General features: G+C 70.5%; 20 protein-coding genes. 15 read left to right on the plus strand and 5 right to left on the minus strand.

Features of this window, described 5'->3' with window-relative positions:
* Positions 1 to 64: 64 nt before the first annotated feature.
* The 3 genes from ACQP00_RS01195 (at position 65) to topA (ending at position 4503) form a co-directional block, all read left to right on the plus strand.
* On the plus strand, positions 65 to 592 hold the full coding sequence (locus ACQP00_RS01195) for a hypothetical protein (protein ID WP_433213030.1): 528 nt from the start codon (positions 65 to 67) through the stop codon (positions 590 to 592).
* On the plus strand, positions 583 to 1488 hold the full coding sequence (locus tag ACQP00_RS01200; RefSeq protein ID WP_433213033.1) for a hypothetical protein: 906 nt from the start codon (positions 583 to 585) through the stop codon (positions 1486 to 1488). The genes ACQP00_RS01195 and ACQP00_RS01200 overlap by 10 nt, the downstream gene beginning before the upstream one ends.
* A gap of 252 nt (positions 1489 to 1740) precedes the next feature.
* Positions 1741 to 4503 carry a type I DNA topoisomerase gene (gene topA, locus ACQP00_RS01205; protein WP_433213036.1) on the plus strand — a complete coding sequence of 921 codons (2763 nt, stop codon included), beginning with the start codon at positions 1741 to 1743 and terminating at the stop codon, positions 4501 to 4503.
* A gap of 118 nt (positions 4504 to 4621) precedes the next feature.
* Here topA and ACQP00_RS01210 read toward each other — a convergent pair whose 3' ends face one another.
* Positions 4622 to 5914: a D-arabinono-1,4-lactone oxidase gene (locus ACQP00_RS01210; protein ID WP_433213039.1), complete on the minus strand. Its 1293-nt coding sequence runs from the start codon at positions 5912 to 5914 to the stop codon at positions 4622 to 4624.
* A gap of 241 nt (positions 5915 to 6155) precedes the next feature.
* On the opposite strand from ACQP00_RS01210, the gene ACQP00_RS01215 reads away from it, so the two are divergent.
* From ACQP00_RS01215 to nadC, 8 genes are all read left to right on the plus strand, one after another.
* Entirely contained in the window at positions 6156 to 6701 is a 546-nt protein-coding gene (locus ACQP00_RS01215; protein WP_433066137.1) for a TetR/AcrR family transcriptional regulator, read from the plus strand.
* A 117-nt stretch (positions 6702 to 6818) separates the two neighbouring features.
* Positions 6819 to 7721, plus strand: coding sequence for a Rossmann-like and DUF2520 domain-containing protein (locus ACQP00_RS01220; protein WP_433213042.1), 903 nt, complete (start codon positions 6819 to 6821; stop codon positions 7719 to 7721).
* Positions 7718 to 8521, plus strand: a complete 804-nt coding sequence (gene panC, locus ACQP00_RS01225; protein ID WP_433213045.1) for a pantoate--beta-alanine ligase — start codon at positions 7718 to 7720, stop codon at positions 8519 to 8521. The genes ACQP00_RS01220 and panC overlap by 4 nt, the downstream gene beginning before the upstream one ends.
* Entirely contained in the window at positions 8518 to 8940 is a 423-nt protein-coding gene (gene panD, locus ACQP00_RS01230; protein ID WP_433213048.1) for an aspartate 1-decarboxylase, read from the plus strand. The genes panC and panD overlap by 4 nt, the downstream gene beginning before the upstream one ends.
* Positions 8941 to 9048: 108 nt before the next feature.
* A complete protein-coding gene (locus tag ACQP00_RS01235) occupies positions 9049 to 9954 on the plus strand; it encodes a septum formation family protein (RefSeq protein WP_433213051.1) in 906 nt (301 codons plus the stop codon).
* A 55-nt stretch (positions 9955 to 10009) separates the two neighbouring features.
* Positions 10010 to 10870: a septum formation family protein gene (locus tag ACQP00_RS01240; RefSeq protein ID WP_433213054.1), complete on the plus strand. Its 861-nt coding sequence runs from the start codon at positions 10010 to 10012 to the stop codon at positions 10868 to 10870.
* 57 nt (positions 10871 to 10927) lie between these two features.
* Positions 10928 to 12565 (plus strand): L-aspartate oxidase, encoded by a 1638-nt coding sequence (locus ACQP00_RS01245; RefSeq protein WP_433213056.1) that lies wholly within the window; start codon positions 10928 to 10930, stop codon positions 12563 to 12565.
* Between the two features lie 40 nt (positions 12566 to 12605).
* Positions 12606 to 13484: a carboxylating nicotinate-nucleotide diphosphorylase gene (nadC, locus tag ACQP00_RS01250; protein WP_433213059.1), complete on the plus strand. Its 879-nt coding sequence runs from the start codon at positions 12606 to 12608 to the stop codon at positions 13482 to 13484.
* Between the two features lie 125 nt (positions 13485 to 13609).
* Here nadC and ACQP00_RS01255 read toward each other — a convergent pair whose 3' ends face one another.
* Positions 13610 to 15499 carry a hypothetical protein gene (locus ACQP00_RS01255; protein WP_433213062.1) on the minus strand — a complete coding sequence of 630 codons (1890 nt, stop codon included), beginning with the start codon at positions 15497 to 15499 and terminating at the stop codon, positions 13610 to 13612.
* Between the two features lie 44 nt (positions 15500 to 15543).
* On the opposite strand from ACQP00_RS01255, the gene ACQP00_RS01260 reads away from it, so the two are divergent.
* Complete coding sequence (locus ACQP00_RS01260; RefSeq protein WP_433054866.1) at positions 15544 to 16305, plus strand: type III pantothenate kinase; 762 nt, start codon at positions 15544 to 15546, stop codon at positions 16303 to 16305.
* On the opposite strand, the gene ACQP00_RS01265 is transcribed toward ACQP00_RS01260, so the two are convergent.
* Entirely contained in the window at positions 16302 to 17024 is a 723-nt protein-coding gene (locus ACQP00_RS01265) for a class I SAM-dependent methyltransferase (protein ID WP_433213065.1), read from the minus strand. The two genes, ACQP00_RS01260 and ACQP00_RS01265, sit on opposite strands and share 4 nt — an antisense overlap.
* Before the next feature lie 292 nt (positions 17025 to 17316).
* Between ACQP00_RS01265 and ACQP00_RS01270 the strand changes: the two genes are divergently transcribed.
* The 3 genes from ACQP00_RS01270 to ACQP00_RS01280 all read left to right on the plus strand — a co-directional run bounded on the left by ACQP00_RS01270 (position 17317) and on the right by ACQP00_RS01280 (position 21529).
* Positions 17317 to 17673 carry a histone-like nucleoid-structuring protein Lsr2 gene (locus ACQP00_RS01270; RefSeq protein WP_350546334.1) on the plus strand — a complete coding sequence of 119 codons (357 nt, stop codon included), beginning with the start codon at positions 17317 to 17319 and terminating at the stop codon, positions 17671 to 17673.
* Between the two features lie 383 nt (positions 17674 to 18056).
* Positions 18057 to 20591 carry an ATP-dependent Clp protease ATP-binding subunit gene (locus tag ACQP00_RS01275; RefSeq protein ID WP_433213068.1) on the plus strand — a complete coding sequence of 845 codons (2535 nt, stop codon included), beginning with the start codon at positions 18057 to 18059 and terminating at the stop codon, positions 20589 to 20591.
* 143 nt (positions 20592 to 20734) lie between these two features.
* The gene (locus ACQP00_RS01280; RefSeq protein WP_433213071.1) at positions 20735 to 21529 is read left to right on the plus strand and encodes a hypothetical protein; all 795 of its coding nucleotides are present in this window, start codon (positions 20735 to 20737) and stop codon (positions 21527 to 21529) included.
* Here the strand turns inward: ACQP00_RS01280 and ACQP00_RS01285 are convergent.
* Both ACQP00_RS01285 and ACQP00_RS01290 read right to left on the minus strand, forming a co-directional pair.
* Complete coding sequence (locus ACQP00_RS01285; RefSeq protein ID WP_433213074.1) at positions 21511 to 22383, minus strand: polysaccharide deacetylase family protein; 873 nt, start codon at positions 22381 to 22383, stop codon at positions 21511 to 21513. The two genes, ACQP00_RS01280 and ACQP00_RS01285, sit on opposite strands and share 19 nt — an antisense overlap.
* Positions 22384 to 22497: 114 nt before the next feature.
* Positions 22498 to 23403 carry an A/G-specific adenine glycosylase gene (locus tag ACQP00_RS01290; protein WP_433213077.1) on the minus strand — a complete coding sequence of 302 codons (906 nt, stop codon included), beginning with the start codon at positions 23401 to 23403 and terminating at the stop codon, positions 22498 to 22500.
* Positions 23404 to 23413 lie beyond the last annotated feature (10 nt).

Raw genomic sequence — 23413 nt, forward strand, 5'->3', positions numbered from 1 at the left:
CCGGTCGATTTCGGCCGGGGCGTCGTGTTTTCTCGAACAGACGATCGGATCTACGCTGCAATCTATGCGTGCCGCCCGCGTCCTCGTCGTTGCCGTCCTCGCCCTCGGTGTGGCGGCCTGCGGCGGGCCGGACGGGGTGGCGCCCAAGACGTGGGCCAAGCAGGTCTGCACCGCGCTGACCCCGTGGCGGGCCGAGATCGCCGACCTGACCAGCAAGGCCCAGCAGCAGCTGCAGGCGGCCAGGACGCCGGCCCAGACCAAGACCAACATCGTCGACCTGCTCGCCGGGGCCGAGGCGTCCAGCGAGAAGGCCCGGACCGGGGTCAGCGGGGCCGGGGTGCCCGCGGTGGACGACGGGCCGAAGGTGGCCGAGCAGTTCACCGCCTCGCTGACCAAGGCCCGCGACGCCTACGGCAACGCCAAGCGGACCGTCTCCGGCCTGCCCACCGAGAGCGCCAAGACGTTCTACGGCGAGGTCTCCAAGGCGTTCTCGACGCTCAAGGACGAGTACGAGCGCAGCGCCATCGACCCGTCCCACGTCGGCCCGGCGGACCTGCAGAAGGCCTTCGACGAGGTGCCCGAGTGCCGGTGACGCCCGTGGTCCGCGGCCGGCAGCTGTCGCTGTTCGGGGTCGAGGCGCGCCCGCCGGCGCCGCTCGACCTCGAGGGATTGCTGGCCGGGGCCGGGCAGGTGGGCCGGATGGGCGGCACCGGCCGGGTCTCGATCGTGGTCGACGACGCCTGGCGCGGCGCCGTGCTGCGGGCCGAGCTGGAGCAGCGGGGCCTCACGGTGACCTGCGAGCCGACCGGCGAGGCGGACCGGTGGCAGTTGCGCACGTCGTACTCCGCCCTGCTCGCCCCCCTCGCCGCCGCCTGGCTGGACGAGTGGGGCGTCAAGGTCTACCCGCGCTCGCTGGCGCTGGACGGCCGCCGGCTGCGCCTGTGGGTGGCCGCCGCGGGCACCTACGAGGGGCCGCGCTCCTATCTCCTGCGCCTCGCCCCGCGCCCGATCGAGCCCGCGGAGCCGGAGCCGGAGGCGCTGGAGATCGACGAGATCATCATAGAACCGGATAAACCCCGACAAATAGCGCCGCCAATCAGCGACAGTCGCCCGAACGTCAGAAAACGCAAGAGCGAGAGCAAAATCACAGCCTTCGATCCGGGTCCGGACGAGTACGCGGACGTCGAGGAGGTCTTCGACGCCGGCGAGTGGGTCGACGACCTGCCCAGCGTCGAGCTCGACCCGGTCACGCCCGAGGTGGAGCCGGAGCGCGAGGTGGTCGAACGCGAGGCGATCGACCGCCAGATGGCCGACAACTGGATCGCGGTGGGTGACGCGCTCGTCGCGGTCGGTCTGCCCGCGGTCCTCGTCGGGGCCGACTCCGGCGATCCCGCGTACCGCATCGTGGGACCCCGGCGCATCAACCGCCTCGCGGAGCTCGTCGGGGAGCCGCCGGCCGAGGCGCCGGCCGACGTGTGGCCGGCCTGAGCCCAGGTCACCCGGGGTAGGGGGATCGAGTCCCTCCGTAGATGTGATTTGCCGCGTAGCGCCCCGACAAACCGCCATAAACACGGCACGCGGCGCGACACGTTGGCAAGATCGGGCAGGTCGCGGTTCTGCATAGGTGTACCGTGGCGCCGATCGGCGTGTCGCAAGCCGAGCGCCGGGAGCCCCATCGCGCAACTCGGTGCCTGAGTGAGCGTTACGTTTGACGTCTGTCCGTCCGCACCGGGGAGAACTGTGCCGAACTCCGCCAACACGAAGCGGCTGGTGATCGTGGAGTCGCCGGCGAAGGCCAAGACGATCTCGGGCTACCTCGGCCCGAACTACCTCGTCGAGGCGAGTTTCGGCCATGTCCGTGACCTGCCCGTGGGCAAGAAGGACATGCCCGACGCGCTGAAGAGCAAGCCCTGGGCGTACCTCGGCGTCGACATCGACAACGACTTCACGCCGGTCTACATCATCTCGGCCGACCGCCGGAAGCAGATCTCGCGGCTCAAGGACCTGCTCAAGCAGGCCAGCGAGGTCTACCTCGCCACAGATGAGGACCGCGAGGGCGAGGCCATCGCCTGGCACCTGCTGGAGACACTCAAGCCCAAGGTGCCGGTCAAGCGGATGGTCTTCCACGAGATCACCCGGCCCGCCATCCAGGCCGCCGTGGCGAACCCGCGCGAGATCAACCGCTCGCTGGTCGACGCCCAGGAGGCCCGGCGCATCCTGGACCGGCTCTACGGGTACGACGTCTCGACGGTGCTGTGGAAGAAGGTCCAGCGGGGCCTGTCCGCCGGCCGCGTGCAGTCCGTGGCGACCCGGATCGTGGTCGAGCGGGAGCGGCAGCGGATGAAGTTCCGCTCGGCCGACTACTGGGACATCCTCGCCAAGCTGCTGCCCGAGAACGAGGAGCGCACGTTCAACGCGACGCTCATCGCGATCGACGGCGACCGCGTGGCCACCGGGCGCGACTTCGACCCGGAGACCGGCAAGGTGCGGCCGAACGCCGGGGTCATCCACCTCGACGAGAACGGCGCCCGCGGGCTGGCCGCCCGGCTGGAGGGCCAGCGCTTCACGGTCACCCGGGTCGAGGAGAAGCCCTACCGCCGCAAGCCGTACCCGCCGTTCATCACCTCCACGCTGCAGCAGGAGTCGGCCCGCAAGCTGCGGATCTCCTCGGCGCAGACCATGCGCATCGCGCAGCGGCTGTACGAGAACGGCTACATCACCTACATGCGTACCGACTCGGTGAACCTGTCCGAGGCGGCGATCGCGGCCGCGCGCCAGCAGATCGCCGACCTCTACGGTGCCGGGGCGGTGCCGTCGCAGCCCCGGCGGTACACCGGGAAGGTCAAGAACGCGCAGGAGGCGCACGAGGCGATCCGTCCCGCCGGCGACTCCTTCCGCACGCCCGGCGACGTGGCCAAGGAGCTCAGCGCCGACGAGCTGAAGCTGTACGAGCTGATCTGGCAGCGCACGATCGCCTCGCAGATGAACGACGCGGTCGGGAACTCCACCTCGGTGCGGATCAACGCGGTCACCCCGGCCCAGGAGTCGGTGGACTTCGGCGCGACCGGCAAGACGATCACCGACCCCGGGTTCCTGCGGGCGTACGTCGAGTCGACCGACGACGAGAGCGCCGAGGCCGACGACGCCGAGCGCCGGCTGCCGGTGCTGGTCAAGGGCCAGCCGCTGACCGAGAAGGGGCTCACCCCGACCGGCCACACCACCCAGCCGCCGCCCCGCTACACCGAGGCCTCGCTGGTCAAGGCCATGGAGGAGCTCGGCATCGGCCGGCCGTCGACCTACGCGTCGATCATGGAGACGATCAACAACCGCGGCTACGTGTTCAAGCGCGGCCAGGCGTTGATCCCGTCGTTCCTGGCCTTCGCCGTGATCGGGCTGCTCGAGCAGCACTTCCCGCGGCTGGTCGACTACGACTTCACCGCCTCGATGGAGAACGTGCTCGACGAGATCGCCAACGGCGACGAGAGCGCGGTGAACTTCCTGCACCCGTTCTACTTCGGCGGCGACACCGGCGACGAGGGCTCGGTGCCGCGCCAGGGCGGCCTGCAGCGGATGGTCACCGAGCGGCTGGGCGAGATCGACGCGCGCGGCATCAACTCGATCCCGCTGTTCCGCGACGAGGCCGGGCGCGACATCGTCGTGCGGGTCGGCCGATACGGCCCGTACCTGCAGCGCACCCTGCCCAACCCGCCCGAGGGCGAGGAGGGCGACCGCGCGCCGGTGCCGGACGGCATCGCGCCGGACGAGCTGACCCCGGAGAAGGTGGCCGAGCTGTTCGTCGGCGGCCAGGGCGGCGAGCGCAAGCTGGGCGAGCACCCGGACACCGGCGACCTGATCGTGGTCAAGGCCGGCCGCTACGGGCCCTACGTGGTCAGCGGCGAGAAGACCTCCTCGCTGCTGTCCAACCAGAGCCCGGAGGAGCTGACCCTCGAGCAGGCCCTGCAGCTGCTCACCCTGCCGCGGGTGGTCGGCAAGGACGCCGAGGGCAACGAGATCCTGGCGTCGCCGGGGCGCTACGGGCCGTACATCAAGCGCGGCACCGACACCCGCTCGCTGGCCGACGAGTCGCAGCTGTTCACGCTGACCGTCGAGGAGGCGCTGGAGCTGCTGGCCGCGCCCAAGACCCGCGGGCGGGCCGCCGCCAAGCCGCCGCTGCGCGAGATGGGCCCGGACCCGGCGACCGAGAAGCCGATGGTCATCAAGGACGGCCGGTTCGGCCCGTACGTCACCGACGGCGAGTTCAACGCCTCGCTGCGCCGGGGCCAGGCGGTTGACACGCTGACCGTCGACGAGGCGAGCGAGATGCTGGCCGAGAAGCGCGCCAAGGGCCCGGCCCCGAAGAAGGCGCGCCCGGCGGCCAAGAAGGCGGCGCCCGAGAAGAAGGCGACCGCGGCCAAGAAGACCACGACCGCCGCCAAGAAGGCCCCGGCGAAGAAGGCGGCCCCCAAGAAGGCCACCTCCGCGCGCAAAAAGGCCGAAGACTAGGAAGCGGATGGTCTGACGGGCACTTTTGTCCACCCCTCGATGTCCTGAAGAACAGTGGGGGAGCAAGCTCCACCCACACCCCCTCAACACCGCACCGAGTCCAACGGGCGGCGGGACGCTAGGCGCCCAGGACTCGTTCGGTGTAGACGTTCGCGAATACGCGGTTCGGGTCCAGCTTGTCGCGCAGGGCCGTGAAGTCGGTGAAGCGCGGATAGGCCGCGGCGAGGGATTCGGCCGTGCGGAAGTTCATCTTGCCCCAGTGCGGCCGGCCGCCGAGTGGCGTGGTGACGGCCTCGAACTGGCGGAAGTACTCCTCGTAGCGGGCGCCCACGTACTGGTGGATGGCGATGTACGCGTTCGCCCGGCCGTAGCCGTGGGAGAGCCAGATGTCGTCGGCCGCCGTGAAGCGCACCTCGACCGGGAACTGGATTTTGTACGGCAGCCCGTCCACGATTCGCCGCAGCCCGTCGAACGCCTCGCGCAGGTTCTCGCGGGGCAGGCCGTACTCCATTTCCACGAACCGGACCCGGCGCGGAGTGCAGAACACCTCGTGCGAAGTCGCGGTGTACGTGCGGGCCGAAAGGGCACGCGCGGAGATGCGGCTCACCGCCGGTACCGACGAAGGAATGGCGCGGCCGAGGCGGCAGGCGGCCCCGAAGACCGTGTTGGACAGGAAGTCGTCGTCGAGCCAGCGGCGCCAGCCAGACAGCGGCTGATCGGCCGTGGGCACGATGTTGTTGCGCTTCATCTGCACGCGGTCGGTGTAGGGGAACCAGTAGAACTCGAAATGGTCGTTGGTCCCGATGTGCTCGTCCAGGCCGGACCACACGTCGGCCAGGGCGGCCGGGCGCTCGTCGGCGCGCAGGGTGAACGCCGGCACGCAGCGCAGGGTCACCGAGCTGAGCACGCCGAGGGCGCCGATGTTGACGCGGGCGGCGGCGAAGAGCTCGGGATTCTCGCCGGCCGAGCAGGTCAGCTCGGTGCCGTCGGCCACGACCACCGTCAGCGCTTCGATGAACGTCGACAAACAGCCATAGGCCGCGCCGGTACCGTGTGTGCCCGTGGAAAGCGCGCCCGAAATCGTCTGCGCGTCGATGTCGCCGAGGTTCGGCATCGCCAGCCCGTTGGCGGCCAGGACGGCGTTCAGCGCGGAAAGCTTCATGCCCGCCTGGACCGTGACGAGATTTCCGTCCACCCGCACGAGGGACGCCATCCGGTCCAACTCGAGCCGCACGCCCTCCGTCAGGGCGGCCGGCGTGAAGCTGTGGCCGCTGCCGACGGCCTTCACCGGCAGCCCCTCGGCGGCCGCCGCGCGGACGCATTCGCCCAGCTCAGCGGGGCTGGCCGGGTGGGACACCCGGGCGGGGGTGGCGGTGTGGGTGCCGGCCCAGTTGGTCCACGGAGAAGTCACGAAACCTGAGTACCCTTCATGTATGCCCCCCGTCAATCACAAGGGTGAAATGCCCTATCCGTCGATCGTGCCCGGTCGTTGACGTGAGTAGGTTTCAAAGTGGGCTACAAGGCGATCGGCCAGGCCCGACGAGGTAGTAGAGGGGGACGACCGGGTGGCGACGCAGACAGTGGCCGGCGCCGGTACGAAGCCGTTGCGCCGGGTGCCGGTGCAGGGGCGCAGCGTGGCGCGGGTCGGGCGGATGCTCGACGCCTGCGCGGAACTCGTCGACGAGGTGGGGTACGACGGGCTCACAACCACGCTGCTGGCGGAGCGGGCGGGGGTGGCGATCGGCTCGGTGTACCAGTTCTTCCCGGACAAGCGGGCGATCGTGCAGGCCCTGACCCTGCGCAGCCTCGAGGGTTACCTGGAGCGCCTCGGCGCCCGGCTGGCCGACGAGGGCATCGCGCACTGGTGGGACGCGGTCGACGCGGCCATCGACGAGTACATCGACATGCACCGCACCGTGCCGGGCTTCCGCACGCTGCACTTCGGCGACGTCGTGGACATTCACCTGCTCGACGACGAGCGGGACAACAACGACGTCATCGTCTCGCAGCTGTCCGGCCTGCTCATCGAGCGTTTCGGCATCCTCGACGCGAAGCGCCTGCAGTTCGTGCTGGCGATCGCGGTCGAGGCGGCGGACGCGCTGATCAAGCTCGCCTTCCGCAAGTCGAACGAGGGCGACCCGGTCGTGCTCGAAGAGGCCAAGGCGCTGATCAAGGAGTACCTGCACCACCGCTTGTAGCCGTCGCTCAGCGGGCGAGGCGGGCTGTTGAGAATCCCACAACGACTGTCCGCTTTGCCCGCTGCGACGCATACTTCTGATCGACCGGTACCCCACGTCGAGGACTGGATCGATCACATGCACAACGGTGTCACCAGCAGGAATATCGGCATCATCGGTGCCGGAAGAGTCGGGGCCGTGCTCGGCGCCGCACTCGAGCGGGCCGGGCACACGGTGGTCGCCGCCGTGGCCGTCTCGGCCGCCTCCAAGGCTCGCGCCTACGGGCTGCTGCCCAACGCGCGCCTCCTGCCCGCCGACGAGGTGACCGGCGCCGCCGACCTGGTCCTCCTGGCCGTGCCGGACGACGCGCTCGCCCCGCTCGTCAAGGGCCTGGCCGAGACCAGGGCGCTGCGCCCGGGCCAGATCGTCGCCCACACCTCCGGCGCCCACGGCCTGGCCGTCCTCGCCCCGGTGGCCGCGGCCGGCGCCTTCCCGCTCGCCCTGCACCCGGCGATGACGTTCACCGGCACCACGGCCGACCTCGACCGGCTCGCGGCCGGCATCTCCTTCGGCGTCACCGCCCCCGACGAGCTGCGCCCGTTCGCCAAGACCCTGGTGCGCGACCTCGGCGGCACGGTGGAGTGGATCGAGGAGGAGAAGCGGCCGCTGTACCACGCGGCGCTCGCCCATGGCGCCAACCACCTCGCCACCCTGGTCGCCGAGGCGATGGACCGGCTGCGCGACGCCGGCGTGCACCAGCCCGAGCGCGTGCTGGCCCCCCTGCTGGGCGCCGCCCTCGACAACACCCTGCGGATGGGAGACGCCGCGATCACCGGCCCGGTCTCGCGCGGGGACGCAGGCACCGTCCGCAAGCACCTCAAGGCGCTCGACGCGGTGGCTCCGGGTTCGGTACCGCCCTATCTCGCCCTGGCCCGCCGCACCGCCGACCGCGTGATCGCCGCCGGTCGCCTGCGCCCGCAGGACGCCACCCCGTTGCTGGACGTGTTGGCCGACGCCTCCCGGAAAGAACAGAACGCATGAGGATCGTCGAGGACCGCGCCGGGCTTCGGGCCGCGCGCGGGGAGCTGCACGACGTCGCGGTCGTGATGACCATGGGCGCGCTGCACGAGGGGCACGCCACGCTGATCCGCCAGGCGCGCGCCGAGGCGAAGTCGGTGCTGCTCACGATCTTCGTGAATCCGCTGCAGTTCGGGCCGAACGAGGACTTCGACCGGTACCCGCGAACCATGGAGGCCGACCTCGAGCTGGCCCGGGCCGAGGGGGTCGACCTGGTCTTCGCCCCGACGCGGGACGTCATGTACCCCAACGGGGAGCCCGCGGTGCGCGTCGAGCCCGGGCCGCTCGGCAGCGTCCTGGAGGGCACGAGCCGGCCCGGCTTCTTCCACGGGGTGCTGACCGTGGTCAACAAGCTGTTCCAGCTCACCCGGCCCGACCGCGCGTACTTCGGCGAGAAGGACTACCAGCAGCTCACCCTCATCCGGGCGATGGCCCGCGACTTCGACCTGCCGATCGACGTGCGCGGGGTGCCGACCGTGCGTGAGGCGGACGGGCTGGCACTGTCGAGCCGCAACCGGTACCTCGCACCGGCCGAACGCCAGGCCGCCCTGGTGCTGAGCCGGGCGCTGCGGGCGACCGCGGACGCCGGCTCGATCGAGGCCGGGCTGGCCGAGTTCGCCGCGGTGCCCGAGGTCAAGCTCGACTACCTGGTGCTCACCGACCCGATGCTCGGCCCGGCGCCGGAGCACGGCCCGGCCCGCGCCCTGACCGCCGCCTGGGTGGGCGGCACCCGACTGATCGACAACCTGGGAGTGCAGCTGTGATCCGCACGATGCTCAAGTCCAAGATTCATCGCGCCACGGTCACCCAGGCCGACCTGCACTATGTCGGATCCGTGACAGTGGACGAGGACCTGATGGACGCGGCCGATCTGCTGGCCGGCGAGCAGGTCGCGATCGTGGACGTCACGAACGGCGCGCGGCTGGAGACCTACGTGATCGCCGGTCCTCGCGGCTCCGGCGTGATCGGCATCAACGGCGCCGCCGCACACCTCGTGCACCCCGGTGACCTGGTCATCCTGATCTCGTACGCCCAGCTCGAGGACGCCGTCGCGCGGGTTTTCGAGCCGCGCGTCGTGCACGTCGACGCCGACAACCGGGTGATCGAGCTCGGCAGCGACCCCGCCGACGCGGTGCCCGGTATGGCGGGTTCTCCGGTCCGGGGCGACCTCGTCCGTTCTTAACCGCTCTTAGCGGCTCTTAGCAGCGTTTATCGCCTTGTTGCCAACCGCCACTATGGTTGGGCAGACTGCCCAGGCATCTGCCGAGCCCGGGGGAGGGGACAGACGAGGATGGCGCGCAAGCTGATCCTGGCGCTGGTGCCGGTGATGGCCCTGGCCGTCCTGGCGGGCTGCGGCACGCCGGCCGGCACCGACAAGGACCTGACCGACGACTGGGCGATGCTCACCCAGCCGAAGATCCCCTCGCCGCCGGTCGGCGCGTGCTACACCACGTCGGTGGACGTCTTCGTCACCGAGCAGGTGACGCAGTACTCCTTCAAGCCCGCCGACTCCTGCTCGACCTCGCACGCCAGCGAGACCTTCTACGTCGGCGACCTGACCGGCGCGGCCGCGAGCGGCACCACCCCGCCGAAGGGTGAGGCGCTCAAGGACGCCTGGACCAAGTGCAACACCGAGGCCGAGAAGTTCCTCGGCGGCGACTATCGCGACGGCCGCCTGGAGCTGCTGGTCCTGGTCCCGTCCGCGACGCACTGGTCGGCCGGCGCCCGCTACCTGCGCTGCGACCTGGCCGAGGTGGTCAGCGACGGCGACAAGCCGGTCAACCGCTCGGGCAGCCTGAAGGACTCGCTGGGCGGCGACAAGCCGCTGGCCCTGGGCTGCGCCATGGAGGTCTACGACACCGACGGCAAGACCTGGCTGGACTACACCCCGACGACGTGCACCGCGACGCACAACATGGAGTACGTCGGCACCTACACGTCGACGGACCGGCCGTTCCCGTCGACCTCGGACGAGCGCAAGACCGCGATGCGCCCGGGCTGCGAGGCGCTGGGTGCGAAGTACCTCGGCATGACGGCGTCCCAGCTGACCAACCACCAGCAGGTCGGCATCGGCTTCTGGATGGTCGACGAGGAGAACTGGAAGCGCGGCAACCGCTCGGCCCGCTGCTACGCGATGCTCTTCGACAAGAAGACCACCACCAAGTCCCTCAAGAACATCGGCTCCGGCGCCATCTGATTCGCGCGGCAACTGATCTGGACAGTTACTGGCCAGTAACGCAGACTGCTTCCTCATGAAGCGGGTCGTCCTCATCGTGGTCGTCGTGGCGCTCATCGGGGGCGGGCTCTTCTGGATGTACGAGCGCGGGCAGGGAAGAGACATCCCGAGCTCGCCGCCGGCCGCCGCGCCCAAGGCTGGGACCTGCTACAAGGTCGACGTCAACGGGGCCAGGGCGGCGCTGCCGTGGGCCGGCGACCCGGTCGACTGCGGTGCCATGCACACCGTCGAGCTGTTCCACGTCGGGCAGGTCGGCAAGGACCTGCTGCACCGGCTCGACGACGCCACGGGCGACGACGTCAAGGTCACCGAGGCGCTGCTGTACGCCCAAGCGCGCCGGGCCTGCCTCGTCGAGGGACCGCTGTTCCTCGGCGGCGGCTGGCACGAGGCCCGCGTGCAGATCGTGGCGGCCTGGATCAAGCCGGCCACCGACGGCTTCTTCGGGTGCGGGCTGGCCGAGGTGACCGGGCCGACCGCGGAGCAGTTCGCGCCGCGCACCGGGTCGCTGAAGAACGCGCTCGCCGGCACCTCGGAACTGGCCATCGCGTGCATCGACGAGCTGAAGTACGTGGCGTGCTCGGCGCCGCACGACGGGGAGTACTCCGGGGTGTACACCATCACCCCGCCCGAGGCGCCGTTCGACGAGGCCGCGGTGCAGTCCGCGACGAGCAAGGGGTGCACCAGCGTCGCGCTGAGCTACCTCGGGCTGCCGGCCGACGGGGGGCGAGCCGATCTCACCTCCGGGGCGGTCGGGCCCAAGAACGCGAACGACTGGCTCGGCAGCGATCAGGCGTTCACCTGCTACGTGATGAGCGCCAAGCCGCTCAAGGCCTCGGTGCGCGGTATCGGGGCCGGGGCGTTGCCGCTCGCGTCCTAGTTGCAGGGCGACGAGCATCACCACCCGCCGAACGGGCGCGTGATGTTGACTGTAGTGATGACAGCAGGCATCAACGGGCCGAACGTCCCGCGAAGGCTGGCCGGGCCACAGCCCGGCTGGGCGGAGCCGACCGACGTCGTCGTCATCGGGTCCGGGGTCGCCGGGCTGACCGCCGCGCTGCATCTGCGCGAGGCCGGGCTGCACGTCACCGTCGTCACCAAGGTCAACATCGACGACGGCTCGACCCGGTGGGCGCAGGGCGGGATCGCCGCCGTGCTCGACCCGCTCGACACGCCGGAGGCGCACGCCCAGGACACGCTGGTGGCCGGGGTCGGGCTGTGCGATCCGGCGGCCGTGGACGTGCTGGTGCGGGAGGGGCCGACCCGGGTCCGCGAGCTGATCCGCTGGGGCGCCGAGTTCGACCGGAACACCGACGGCTCGCTGATGCTGACCCGCGAGGGCGGGCACCACGCCAACCGGATCATCCACGCGGGTGGCGACGCGACCGGGGCGGAGGTGCAGCGGGCGCTGCATGCCGCGGTGCACCGGGACCCCTGGATCCGGCTGATCGAGCACGCGCTGGTGCTGGACCTGCTCACCGACGCCGACGGCCGGGCCTGCGGCGTCACCCTGCACGTGCTCGGCGAGGGCGCCGAGGACGGCGTCGGGGCCGTGCACGCGCGGGCGGTCGTGCTGGCCACCGGCGGCATGGGCCAGATCTTCGCGGCCACCACCAACCCGATCGTCTCCACCGGCGACGGCGTCGCGCTCGCGCTGCGGGCCGGGGCCAAGGTCACCGACCTGGAGTTCGTGCAGTTCCACCCGACCGCGCTGGCCCTGGGCAACCACGACTCCCAGCAGCCGCTGGTGAGCGAGGCGCTGCGCGGCGAGGGCGCGTACCTGCGCGACGGCGACGGCAACCGCTTCATGGTCGGCCGGCACGAGCTGGCCGAGCTGGCCCCCCGCGACATCGTGGCCAAGGGCATCTACCGGGTCATGCGGGCCGAGGGCGCCAGCAACGTGTGGCTGGACGCCCGGCACCTCGGCCGCGAGTTCCTCGAGGCGCGCTTCCCGACCATCGTCGCCTCCTGCCGCGCCGCCGGCGTCGACCCGGCCGCCGACCTGATCCCGGTCTCGCCGGCCGCCCACTACGCCTCCGGGGGCGTGCGGACCGACCTGCACGGCCGCAGCTCCATCCCCGGCCTGTACGCGTGCGGCGAGGTCGCCTGCACCGGCGTGCACGGGGCCAACCGGCTCGCCTCCAACTCGCTGCTGGAGGGGCTGGTCTTCGCCCGGCGCATCGCCGAGGACATCGCCCGCGACCTGCCCGCGCAGGCCGACCCGATCGCGGTGGACAAGCCCGCCTGGTCGGCCGACCCCGCCATCCGCCCGCAGCTGCAGGCGGCCATGTCCGCGCACGCCTCGGTCCTGCGCAGCGCCGAGTCGCTGGAGCAGGCCGGGCAGGCGCTCACCAAGCTCTCGCTGGATCGAGCCGGCGCCAACGTGGCCGCCTGGGAGGCAAGCAACCTGCTCACCGTCGCCAGTGCCCTGGTCGCGGCCGCGTCGCTGCGGCAGGAGACCCGGGGCTGCCATTGGCGCGAGGACTTTCCCGACGCCAGCGACGTCTACCGGGGGCACTTCCTCGCCGCCCTCGACGACGACGGGGCGCTCACCGAAACCTGGGAGGACGCGTGAACACCGACTCTTTCGGCGCCGTGGCGTTCAGGAGTGCCCCGTGAGGCTGCAGACCGAGTCTGAGCTCCGCAAGATCGGTCTCGATCCGGCCGCGGTCGAGGAGATCGTGCAGCGGACCCTGACCGAGGATCTCGGACCCGACCGGCTCGACGTCACCAGCGCGGCGACGATCCGCGAGGACCAGATCGACGAGGCCGACATCATCGCGCGCGCCGACGGGGTCGTCGCCGGGCTGTGGGTCGCCGTCGCGGTGTTCGAGGCCACCTCGGGCAGTACCGTGGCGGAGGTTCGCAAACGCGACGGCGAGCGGGTCGTGCGCGGCGACGTGCTCGTCACCCTCAGCGGCCCCACCCGGGCGCTGCTGACGGCCGAGCGCTCCGCCCTCAACCTGCTGTGCCGCATGTCGGGCGTGGCCACCCACACCCGCCGCTGGGCCGACCTGCTGGAGGGCACCAAGGCGCTCGTCCTGGACACCCGCAAGACGACGCCGGGCCTGCGGGTGCTGGAGAAGTACGCGGTGCGGGCCGGCGGCGGCACCAACAAGCGCATGGGGCTCTACGACGTCGCCATGATCAAGGACAACCACAAGCTGGCCGCGGGCGGGATCACGTCGGCGTACAAGCGGGTGCGCAAGGCCTTCCCGGACGTGCCGGTGCAGGTCGAGGTGACCACGGTCGGCGAGGCCGTCGAGGCGGTCACCGCCGGGGCGACGTTCCTGCTGCTGGACAACATGAAGCCGGAGACGCTGCGCGAGGTCGTCAGCGCGGTCGGCGGCCGGGCCGAGCTGGAGGCGACGGGCAACCTGACCCTGGCCACCGCGGCCGAGTACGCGGCCACCGGCGTCGACTTCCTGTCCGTCGGCGGCCTCACCCACTCCTCGCCGATCCTCGACATAGCGATGGATTTGCGCCTGCACTAAGGTGTGCCGCCGCAAGTCGTAGGACCCCGGTGCGGTCTTGAGGGGGTGTGGGTGGAGCGAAGCTCCCCCACTGTTCTTCAGGACATCGAACGGTAGCCAACGGTGCCGGTCAGACCATCCGAGACCTAGCTCGGAAAGGCCGTCGTTACAAACTGGTCGATTCGGTTGTACTGCCAGTTCGCCGGCACAGTCCGCCGGCATACGTCCTGTGCGCTCACGCAGATGACCGCATCGACCGTCGTCACGTCCCCGGCCGGCCGGCCGGGGACGGCTGACTGCAGCTCGATCAGCTGCTTGTCGCGCAGCTCGACCTGTAGTGGGTACTCCCACAGGTCCCCGTCCATCACCAGCCCGACCCGCTTCGCGCCGCCGGCCCGGACCTGGTCGATCGCGGTGCGGTAGCTCGCCGCCTGGTCGGGCATGCGGGCGAAGCGCTCCTGCCAGTCGTCCAGCGTGAACACCGAGGCGTGGCCGACGAGCCGGCGGGGCTGGCCGTAGTAGACCGCGATGTACGCGTGCGCCGCTCCGGCCAGCAGCACCACGGCGACCAGCGCGCTCAGCGCCCAGCGGACCGCCCGGCGTTCGACATGCAGGGCCCGCTCCAGCATGTAGCCGGCCAGCGGGGTGGCGACGGCGAAAGCGGGCAGGATCAGCCGGTTGCCCCAGTACTGCCACTTCACGATCGCGGCCGTGGTGAGCAGCGCGCCGAGGACGAGCAGGGCGTAGCCGCGGGTGCGTTTCCAGCCCAGGCCGAGCGCGGTGCCGAGCAGGACCAGGGCCGACTGGATCGGGTACGGCGAGCGGTCCTCGTCGGGCTTCCACCGGTCGCCGGGGAAGATGCTGCGCCACTGGGTGATGCTCGGGTCGTTCGGGTCCACCCCGACCGCGTCGGCGATCCGGATGACCGAGCCGCCGATCGCCTCGTTGACGCCGGCCAGCGGGGTCAGCAGGGTCGAGGCGCCGAGCCGCAGCCCGTTGACGAGGATGGCGGGCGGGTCGTGGCGGGTGGTGGAGAGCGCTTCCCGGTAGCCGGGCGGGCCGAACGGCGAACCGAACGCCTCCTGCACGCGCAGCAGCGAGGGGCCGGACAGGAGGGCGCTGGCGGCGAGGACGGCGCACGTGCCGTACAAGAGCTGCTTTCGCTCCTTGAAACGGCAGACGGCCCAGTAGATGAGGATCGGCAGCAACGCCATGGCGCCGGTGGTCTTGGTCACCATCGTGAGGCCCGCGGCGCCGGCCAGGGCCAGGGTGTTGGGCCAGCCGGCGGGGGTGCGGCGGGCGTCGAGGGCGAGGGTGGCGGCGCAGGCGACCCAGGCGGTGACGACCAGGTCGTTCTGGGTGCTGGTGGACTCCAGGGCGACGGCCGGGGCGGTGAGGAAGACGGCGGCGGTCAGCCACTGGCCGGTGCGGCCGGCGCCGAGCTGGGCGGCGCACCGGGCCACGGCGAGGGCGCCGAGAAGACCCGCGAAGAACTGCAGGAGGTTGTACTGTCCGTCGCCGCCGCTGAGCATCCGCAGGTGGAGCAGCAGGAACTCGGCGCCAGGCACGAGGATGATCTGCTGGGTCTGCGCGGTGGCGAAGTTGGCCAGGTCGCCGCCCGCCACCCAGTGCTCGATTTTGGGCAGGTGGTAGCTGTTGGAGTCGAAGTTGTTGGGCGAGCTGGCCAGGGCGAGGACGAGTTCGCTGAGGACGAGCAGCCCGACGACGACCTGCACGACGATCGCTGCTGGATTCCGTGCCCGTTTGTCGGTTTTTTCGGTTTTTTCGGACTTTTCCGGTCGTGAACGCCAGGCCAGCCAGCCCGTGGTGAGGGTGGCGGCGAGCCAGGCGGCGACGAACGGTACCGGAGAAATCCAGTGCAGCAGCGAGAACAGCTCGACGACGAGGACCGCGCCGACCGCCACGGCGATCGCCGCGCGGATGACGGCCAGTCCACGATCGGCCTCGGCCCGCGGCCGCATCACGACGGCCGTGAACGCCAGCGTCAGCACGGGCAGGAGCGCGAGCAGGATCATTGGCACGCGATCGTAATTGAACGGCCGTTGGTTAGGCTTCCGGGGTGCTGCTCTGCATCGACATCGGGAACACCAACACGGTGCTCGCCACCTTCGAGGGCGAGAAGATCGTCCACTCGTGGCGGATCAAGACCGACTCGCGCGCCACCGCGGACGAGCTCGGCCTGCTCTACCGCGGTCTGCTCGCCACCGACGCGGTGTCCCTGACCGGCGTGGCGGCCTGCTCGACCGTGCCGGCCGCCCTGCGCTCGCTGCGCACGATGCTGCAGCGGTACTACGGCGACGTGCCCGCCGTGATCGTGGAACCCGGCGTGCGGACCGGCGTCCAGCTGGCCATCGACAACCCGAAAGAGGTCGGCACCGACCGCGTGGCGAACACCCTGGCGGCGTTCACGCTCTTCGGCGGCCCCTCGATCGTGGTCGACTTCGGCACCTCGACCAACTTCGACGTCGTCTCGGCCCGCGGCGAGTTCCTCGGTGGCGTGCTCGCACCCGGCATCGAGATCTCGGTCGACGCGCTGGCCGACCGCGCCGCCCAGCTGCGCAAGGTCGAGCTGGTCAAGCCGCCCCGGGTGATCGGCAAGAACACCGTCGAGTGCCTGCAGTCCGGCGTGGTCTACGGCTTCGCCGGCCAGGTGGACGGGGTGGTCCGCGGGGTGACCGCCGAGCTGGGCGGGGAGGTCAAGGCCGTCGTGGCGACCGGCGGCCTCGCCTCCATCGTGATCGGGGAGTGCCAGAGCGTGACCCATCACGAGCCGATGCTCACGCTCATCGGGCTGCGCCTGATCTTCGAGCGAAACACCTAGAGCTTGCTGCTTCGGTACGCGTACGTCACGTACGGCAGCGCGAAGGTCTGCTGGTCGCCGAGGGTGCGGACGGCCAGCTCGCGCACCCTTGCCTCCAGCGCGGCGCGGGCGTCGGCGTCCGAGACCAGGTAATACGAGCGCGACTTGATCAGGTCGACCAGCGAGTCGACGGTGTGCGGCGTGCTCCAGCGGAAGAGTTGCAATTCGGCGGTACTGAACAATGGCCCGAACTGATCCGGCGTGAGCGTGCGCTCGTCGATGGCGGTTCGGGCGCGGTGGCCGTCGAAGACGTCAGACAGTTCGGCGACCCAGGGCACGGACTCGTCGCGAACGTTCCAGATCGGGATGAACCACCCGCCCGGCTTGAGGACGCGGGCGATCTCGGTGTGTGCGGGCTCACCGGCGAACCAGTGATAGGCCTGTCCGGCGGTGACCGCGTCCAGGCTTTCCGCCTCGACGGGAATGGCGGTCGCGCTGCCGGCGCGGGCGTCGCCGTCGATCTGCCGGCGCATTTCGTCGTCCGGTTCGACGGCGATGACGTCATGGCCGAGCTCGCGCAGCTGGCGGGTCAGAATGCCGGTCCCGGCGCCCAGGTCGACAATCCGCCGGGGCGCCTCGCCCAGGGCCCAGCGCAGGGCCTCCAGGGGATAGCGCGGGCGGATTCGGTCGTAGAGGTCGGCGGCCGCCCCGAACGATGACGCGTGTTTGCTGAAGTCCACGCGAGCAACCGTACGCCGACGGGCATTCTGCAGCTCGTCACACTTAGCAATGCGCCCGACACAGATCTGTACGGCGCGCATTGCTTTCGGGCTATTCCTGAACCCGTCGGCGCAGTGGCCCCACCCCGCCGGACCTCGGACATCGTCCCCGGTTATTGCCGCAGGGAAACGATCCCTTTGGCCTTGGTGCGAGCGGCCGGTTTCGGCGTACCGTTGACGCGGGTCGGCCTTACTACGTTATCTTTGCAATCGCACAACGAGCGGGGCGGACTTCCTCGAAGGGAATACGACAGTGGCCAAGCGGACCATCCACGTGCTGGTCGACGACCTCGACGGTGGAGAAGCCGACGAGACGGTGAAGTTCGCGCTCGACGGCGTGCAGTACGAGATCGACCTGTCCAAGAAGAACGCAACGAAGCTGCGCGATGCGTTCGGCCCCTTCCTCACCGCCGGGACCAAGGTCGGGCGGGGTGGCGTGGTTGTCGGCGGGCGCGCGGCGAGCGCGCGTGGCCGGGGCGGAGCGGCCGCCGATCGCGAGCAGAACAAGGCGATTCGGGAATGGGCCCAGAACAAGGGCATCAAGGTGTCCGACCGCGGCCGGATCAAGCAGGAAATCGTCGACCGCTTTAATGCCGAAGCGGGGCGATAGCGCGTTTTGGTCCGCACCGTACGATTCCAGACGCTCCAGACACCCATCGTAGCGGTTCAGCTACGGTGGGTGTTCTGTGTCTGACCGTCCGATTTCGCTCTTGGCGTACGGCGCGGGGTGCTGGAACAGGCAGCCGTCTGCCAACGTTGGTCGAAAGCGCCGGGTACACGTGGTTCCCGGAGGGTAGGCAGTCAAAGAACGGCGGGACCACCGGCCGAATGTGGGGTGCGGCAACGCCGCACACCCCGCACTGTGTCGGTCCTCGGCGATAGAGTGATGGCACGGTCACGTTGGCGTCCGACAGAGCTTCGGCGTGGCGACCCCCCACGAACGGGGTTCCGCGTAGAAGCGGCGGCGACGGACACGGCACGTGAGGAGCAGGGATGTTCGAGCGGTTCACCGACCGAGCACGAAGGGTTGTCGTCCTGGCGCAGGAAGAAGCCCGGATGCTCAACCACAACTACATCGGCACCGAGCACATCCTGCTCGGCCTCATCCACGAGGGTGAGGGCGTGGCGGCCAAGGCGCTCGAGAGCCTCGGCATCTCGCTGGAGGGTGTCCGCCAGCAGGTCGAGGAGATCATCGGCCAGGGCCAGCAGGCGCCGAGCGGGCACATCCCGTTCACGCCACGCGCCAAGAAGGTGCTGGAGCTGTCGTTGCGGGAAGCCCTGCAGCTCGGGCACAACTACATCGGCACCGAGCACATCCTCCTCGGCCTGATCCGGGAGGGTGAGGGCGTCGCCGCCCAGGTGCTGGTCAAGCTGGGCGCCGACCTCAACCGGGTCCGCCAGCAGGTCATTCAGCTGCTCTCCGGCTACCAGGGCAAGGAGCCGGCCGCGGCCGGAACCGGCGCCCCCGGCGAGGCGGCCCCGTCCACCAGCCTGGTGCTCGACCAGTTCGGTCGCAACCTCACCCAGGCGGCGCGCGAGGGCAAGCTCGACCCGGTCATCGGCCGGGAGAAGGAAATCGAGCGGGTCATGCAGGTGCTGTCCCGCCGCACCAAGAACAACCCCGTCCTGATCGGCGAGCCCGGCGTCGGCAAGACCGCCGTGGTCGAGGGGCTGTCCCAGCGGATCGTCAAGGGCGAGGTGCCCGAGACGCTCAAGGACAAGCAGCTCTACACGCTCGACCTGGGTGCGCTGGTCGCGGGCTCCCGCTACCGCGGTGACTTCGAGGAGCGCCTGAAGAAGGTGCTCAAGGAGATCCGCACGCGCGGCGACATCATCCTGTTCATCGACGAGATCCACACCCTCGTCGGTGCGGGTGCCGCCGAGGGCGCGATCGACGCGGCGAGCATCCTCAAGCCGATGCTGGCCCGTGGCGAGCTGCAGACCATCGGTGCGACCACGCTGGACGAATACCGCAAGCACCTCGAGAAGGACGCCGCCCTCGAGCGGCGCTTCCAGCCGATCCAGGTGGGTGAGCCGTCGCTGGCGCACACCATCGAGATCCTCAAGGGCCTGCGGGACCGCTACGAGGCGCACCACCGGGTGACGATCACCGACGCCGCCCTGGTGGCCGCGGCGACCCTCGCCGACCGCTACATCTCCGACCGCTACCTGCCGGACAAGGCGATCGACCTGATCGACGAGGCCGGGGCGCGGATGCGCATCCGCCGGATGACCGCGCCGCCAGACCTGCGCGACTTCGACGAGCGCATCGCTCAGGTGCGCCGCGACAAGGAGTCCGCGATCGACGCGCAGGACTTCGAGCGGGCCGCGCAGCTGCGCGACAAGGAGAAGCAGCTGCTCGGGCAGAAGGCCCAGCGGGAGAAGGAGTGGAAGGCCGGCGACCTGGACGTCGTGTCCGAGGTCGACGACGAGCAGATCGCCGAGGTCCTGGCGAACTGGACCGGCATCCCGGTCTACAAGCTGACCGAGGAGGAGACGGCCCGCCTGCTCCGCATGGAGGACGAGCTGCACAAGCGCCTCGTCGGCCAGGAGGATGCGGTCCGCGCGGTCTCGAAGGCCATCCGGCGTACCCGCGCCGGCCTGAAGGACCCGAAGCGCCCGTCCGGCTCGTTCATCTTCGCCGGCCCGTCCGGCGTGGGTAAGACCGAGCTGTCCAAGGCGCTCGCCGAGTTCCTCTTCGGCTCCGAGGACGCGCTCATCCAGCTCGACATGTCCGAGTTCCACGACCGGTACACGGTGTCCCGACTCGTCGGTGCGCCCCCCGGATACGTGGGCTACGACGAGGGCGGCCAGCTGACCGAGAAGGTCCGCCGGCGTCCGTTCTCGGTGGTCCTCTTCGACGAGATCGAGAAGGCCCACCCGGACGTGTTCAACACCCTCCTGCAGATCCTGGAGGACGGCCGGCTCACCGACGGTCAGGGCCGCATCGTGGACTTCAAGAACACGGTGATCATCCTGACCACCAACCTGGGCACCCGCGACGTGGCCAAGGCCGTGTCCCTGGGCTTCCAGGCGTCGGAGGACAACGAGTCGAACTACGAGCGGATGAAGCAGAAGGTCAACGACGAGCTGAAGCAGCACTTCCGCCCGGAGTTCCTCAACCGCATCGACGACACGATCGTCTTCCACCAGCTCATGCAGGACCAGATCCTCGGCATCGTCGACCTGATGATCGCCCGGATCGAGACCCAGCTGCGCAACAAGGACATGGGTCTCGAGCTGACCGACAACGCCAAGAAGTTCCTGGCCAACAAGGGCTACGACCCGGTGCTGGGCGCGCGGCCGCTGCGCCGCACGATCCAGCGCGAGATCGAGGACGCCCTGTCCGAGCGCATCCTCTTCAACGAGCTGCGCCCGGGCCAGATCGTGGTCATCGACTGCGAGGGCGACCCGGCCCAGTTCGAGAAGTCCAAGCTGGTCTTCAGCGGCGCGGACCGCCCGGACGAGGTGCCGGACGCGGTGCCGGCCGAGCTGACCGGCGGCGGCTCCGACGAGACGTCCGCCTGATCCGATAGCAGTTCTGCCCGAACCGGGGCCGTGTGGCGTTTCGCCGCACGGCCCCGGCTTTTTGTGTGCTTGGCCCCGCTTCCGGAGTCGTACAAGGGACTCGGAATGCATCAGGGCACATCAGGGCGGGTAAGTTGCGGCCCGTGAGTAAGGGGCGGTTTCCGTTTGAGTCCGAACGACTTGGGCGGCGGGCAGCCGGGCGGCCCATTGCGCGCTCGGGGCTGCTGGCTCGGCTGGATGCCGCCCGCGGGCCCGTCGTGCTCGTGGCGGGCGTCGGGGGCGGGAAGAGCACCCTGCTGGACGCCTGGGTCGCCGCTCGTGGCGCGGTGCTGGTGGACCTGGCCGTGCAGGGCCTGGACGCGGTGCCGGCCGAGGGGCTCGCGGCCGTCGACGGGGCCACCGCGCGCGACGTTTCGGCGCTGGCCAACCGGCGCGGGGTGGTGATCGCGGCCGAGCAGGATCCGGGTGTGGCCGGGGCCGTCGTCGTCACCGCGGCCGAGCTCGCCTTCGCCGAGGACGAGACCTATCAGGTGCTGGCCGCGGCGTTCGGGGATGCCGAGGCGGCCGACGTGCTCGCGCCTGATCTGCATCTGCTGACCAACGGGTGGCCGGGGCTGGTGGCGCTGGCCGCCGCGTGGCTCGCACAGCATCCGGCCGGTGAGCGGCGGGAGCGGTTGATCGCGCTCGCCCGGTCGGATGAGGGGCTGGCTGAGTTCCTGGTTCCCGCGGTGCTGGGTGGGCTCTCCGACGGCGAGCGGGAAGTCGTTCGGCGGGCGGTCTATGCGCCCGCCATCGAGGACTCCGGGGCCGTTCCACCGTTCGTGCAAGGGCTGTTGCGCCGGCCCGGGTGGTTCGTTGTCCCAGCGGGATGGAAGGCGGCGCTCCGGAGCCTGTTGCCCCGGGGCGCCGCCGAGACCCGCTATTTGGCCGGCATGTAGTCGGACAGCAGGGCGGGGGTCAGGCCCGCCGCCGAAATGGCCTGGAGCGCGGCGATGAAGTCGTCGACGAAACGGTCGCGGAAGTGCATCAGGATGATGTCGCCCTTCTGGACCGACTTGCCTTCCTGGTACCGCACGATGCCCTTGTCCACCGTCTCCTTCCAGAAGAAGCCGGCCGTCAGTCCGCAGTCGTGCGCGACCTTCAGCGTGGTGGCGTCCTTGTCGCCGAAGGGCGGGCGGAAGAGGGTGGGGCGCTGGCCGTACAACTGGGCGAGTTGGTCGGCGGAACCGCAGATCTCGCGTTTCTGGAAGTCGTAGGACTTGCCCTTGAGATTCGGGTGGGTCAGCGTGTGCGCCTGGATGTCGGCGCCGGCGTCGCGCAGCGGCTTGAAGTAGTCGGGGTTGTCGCGGATGGCATTGATGGTCAGGAACAGCGTGACCTTCACGCCCGACTCGCGCAGGAGTTCCAGGGCCTCCGGGCGCTTGATCCAGCCGTCGTCGATGGTCAGGAACGCCACCGGCTGGTCGGTCGGGATGCGCGCGTAGTACGGCGCGCCCGCGCCCTCCGGCCGGCCGATCCGCGCCGGGGTCGGGGGCGGGCCGAACTTCGGCAGGCGGCCCGTGAACTCGTTGCCGGGCGGCGGGGCCTGGGTGGTCCTGGTCGCGCCCGGCTTGCCGGCCGGGGTGGCGGCGGTCGAGGCCGGCGGGGCGTCGTCCCCGTCGTCGTCGGCGGGCGGGGTCGCGGCGCTCGGGGAGGCCGACGCGCTGGCCCCGTTGAGCTGGTTGTGGCCGGAGTCGACCTTCTCGTCGCAGGCGGTGACGGCGAGGGCCAGCACGGCCAACGCGCTGATCAAGGCCCTTCTGCCAATTGCTTGCACGAACCTGAGACTAGCGATGGAATTCCCTCGGAGTACTACCCGAAATGGGTATCTGCTCCGGTGAATAACGCCACCCGTCCGGACGGCAACCTAACCCGGCAAGGTATACGTCTCTTCTCGCTGATTCACCAGCCCGTCGCCCAGCAATCCGGCGAGGGCGCGCTTGCGCTGGTCGGCATCCGGCCACACGGCATCCAATTGCGCGAGCGGCACCGGCTCGTCGCTGGCGCGCAGCACGGCCATGATGAGTCCACGGACATAGCGATCTGTTCCGTGGTACCGCTGGGAAGGCCGACCGACCCCGTCCGCCGGAGGAGATCCGGCCAGCCGCCACGCGCACGCCGCGGTCAGCGGGCACTCGGTGCACCGGGGCGCCCGCGCGGTGCAGATGAGCGCGCCGAGTTCCATGAACGCGATCGAGGCGCGGGCGGCCGCCTCGTGGTCGTCGGGCAGCAGCGCCTCCACGGCACGCAGGTCGGCGGGCGTGGTGTTCGCGCCGCCGTCCGCGGTGCCGCCGACCGCGCGGGCCACGACCCGGCGCACGTTGGTGTCGACGACCGGGTGGCGCTGGCGGAAGGCGAACGCGGCCACCGCGCGGGCCGTGTAGACGCCGATGCCGGGCAGCGCCAGCAGCGCGTCGACGTCGTCGGGGACCACGCCGCCGTGGCGCTCCACGATCGCCGTGGCGCAGGCGTGCAGGCGCAGGGCGCGGCGCGGGTACCCGAGGCGGTCCCAGGCCCGGATCGCCTCGCCCGGCGGGTCCGCGGCCAGGTGGGCCGGCGTCGGCCAGCGCTCCATCCAGCGCGCCCAGGCCGGCTCGACCCGCGACACCTGCGTCTGCTGGAGCATGACCTCGGAGACGAGCACGCCCCACGGCGAGGCTTCCGGCCGCCGCCAGGCGAGGTCGCGGGCGTTGGCCTCGTACCACCGCGTGAGGGTGTCCGCGATGTGGTCGGCGATGGTGGTCTGTGCGTTCCGGTGGCTGGCGATACGCAAGGATAAGCCC

The sequence above is a fragment of the Dactylosporangium sp. CS-047395 genome (genome assembly GCF_050942185.1).
In the GTDB taxonomy this organism is placed as follows: Bacteria; Actinomycetota; Actinomycetes; order Mycobacteriales; family Micromonosporaceae; genus Dactylosporangium.

Bases quoted from the DNA above. Each gene is read 5' to 3' on its own strand.
- ACQP00_RS01195 (WP_433213030.1), top strand. From the start codon at position 65: ATGCGTGCCGCCCGCGTCCTCGTCGTTGCCGTCCTCGCCCTCGGTGTG.
- ACQP00_RS01215 (WP_433066137.1), top strand. From the start codon at position 6,156: ATGCTCGACGCCTGCGCGGAACTCGTCGACGAGGTGGGGTACGACGGG.
- ACQP00_RS01220 (WP_433213042.1), top strand. From the start codon at position 6,819: ATGCACAACGGTGTCACCAGCAGGAATATCGGCATCATCGGTGCCGGA.
- panC (WP_433213045.1), top strand. From the start codon at position 7,718: ATGAGGATCGTCGAGGACCGCGCCGGGCTTCGGGCCGCGCGCGGGGAG.
- ACQP00_RS01235 (WP_433213051.1), top strand. From the start codon at position 9,049: ATGGCGCGCAAGCTGATCCTGGCGCTGGTGCCGGTGATGGCCCTGGCC.
- ACQP00_RS01240 (WP_433213054.1), top strand. From the start codon at position 10,010: ATGAAGCGGGTCGTCCTCATCGTGGTCGTCGTGGCGCTCATCGGGGGC.
- ACQP00_RS01245 (WP_433213056.1), top strand. From the start codon at position 10,928: ATGACAGCAGGCATCAACGGGCCGAACGTCCCGCGAAGGCTGGCCGGG.
- ACQP00_RS01255 (WP_433213062.1), bottom strand. From the start codon at position 15,499: ATGATCCTGCTCGCGCTCCTGCCCGTGCTGACGCTGGCGTTCACGGCC.
- ACQP00_RS01275 (WP_433213068.1), top strand. From the start codon at position 18,057: ATGTTCGAGCGGTTCACCGACCGAGCACGAAGGGTTGTCGTCCTGGCG.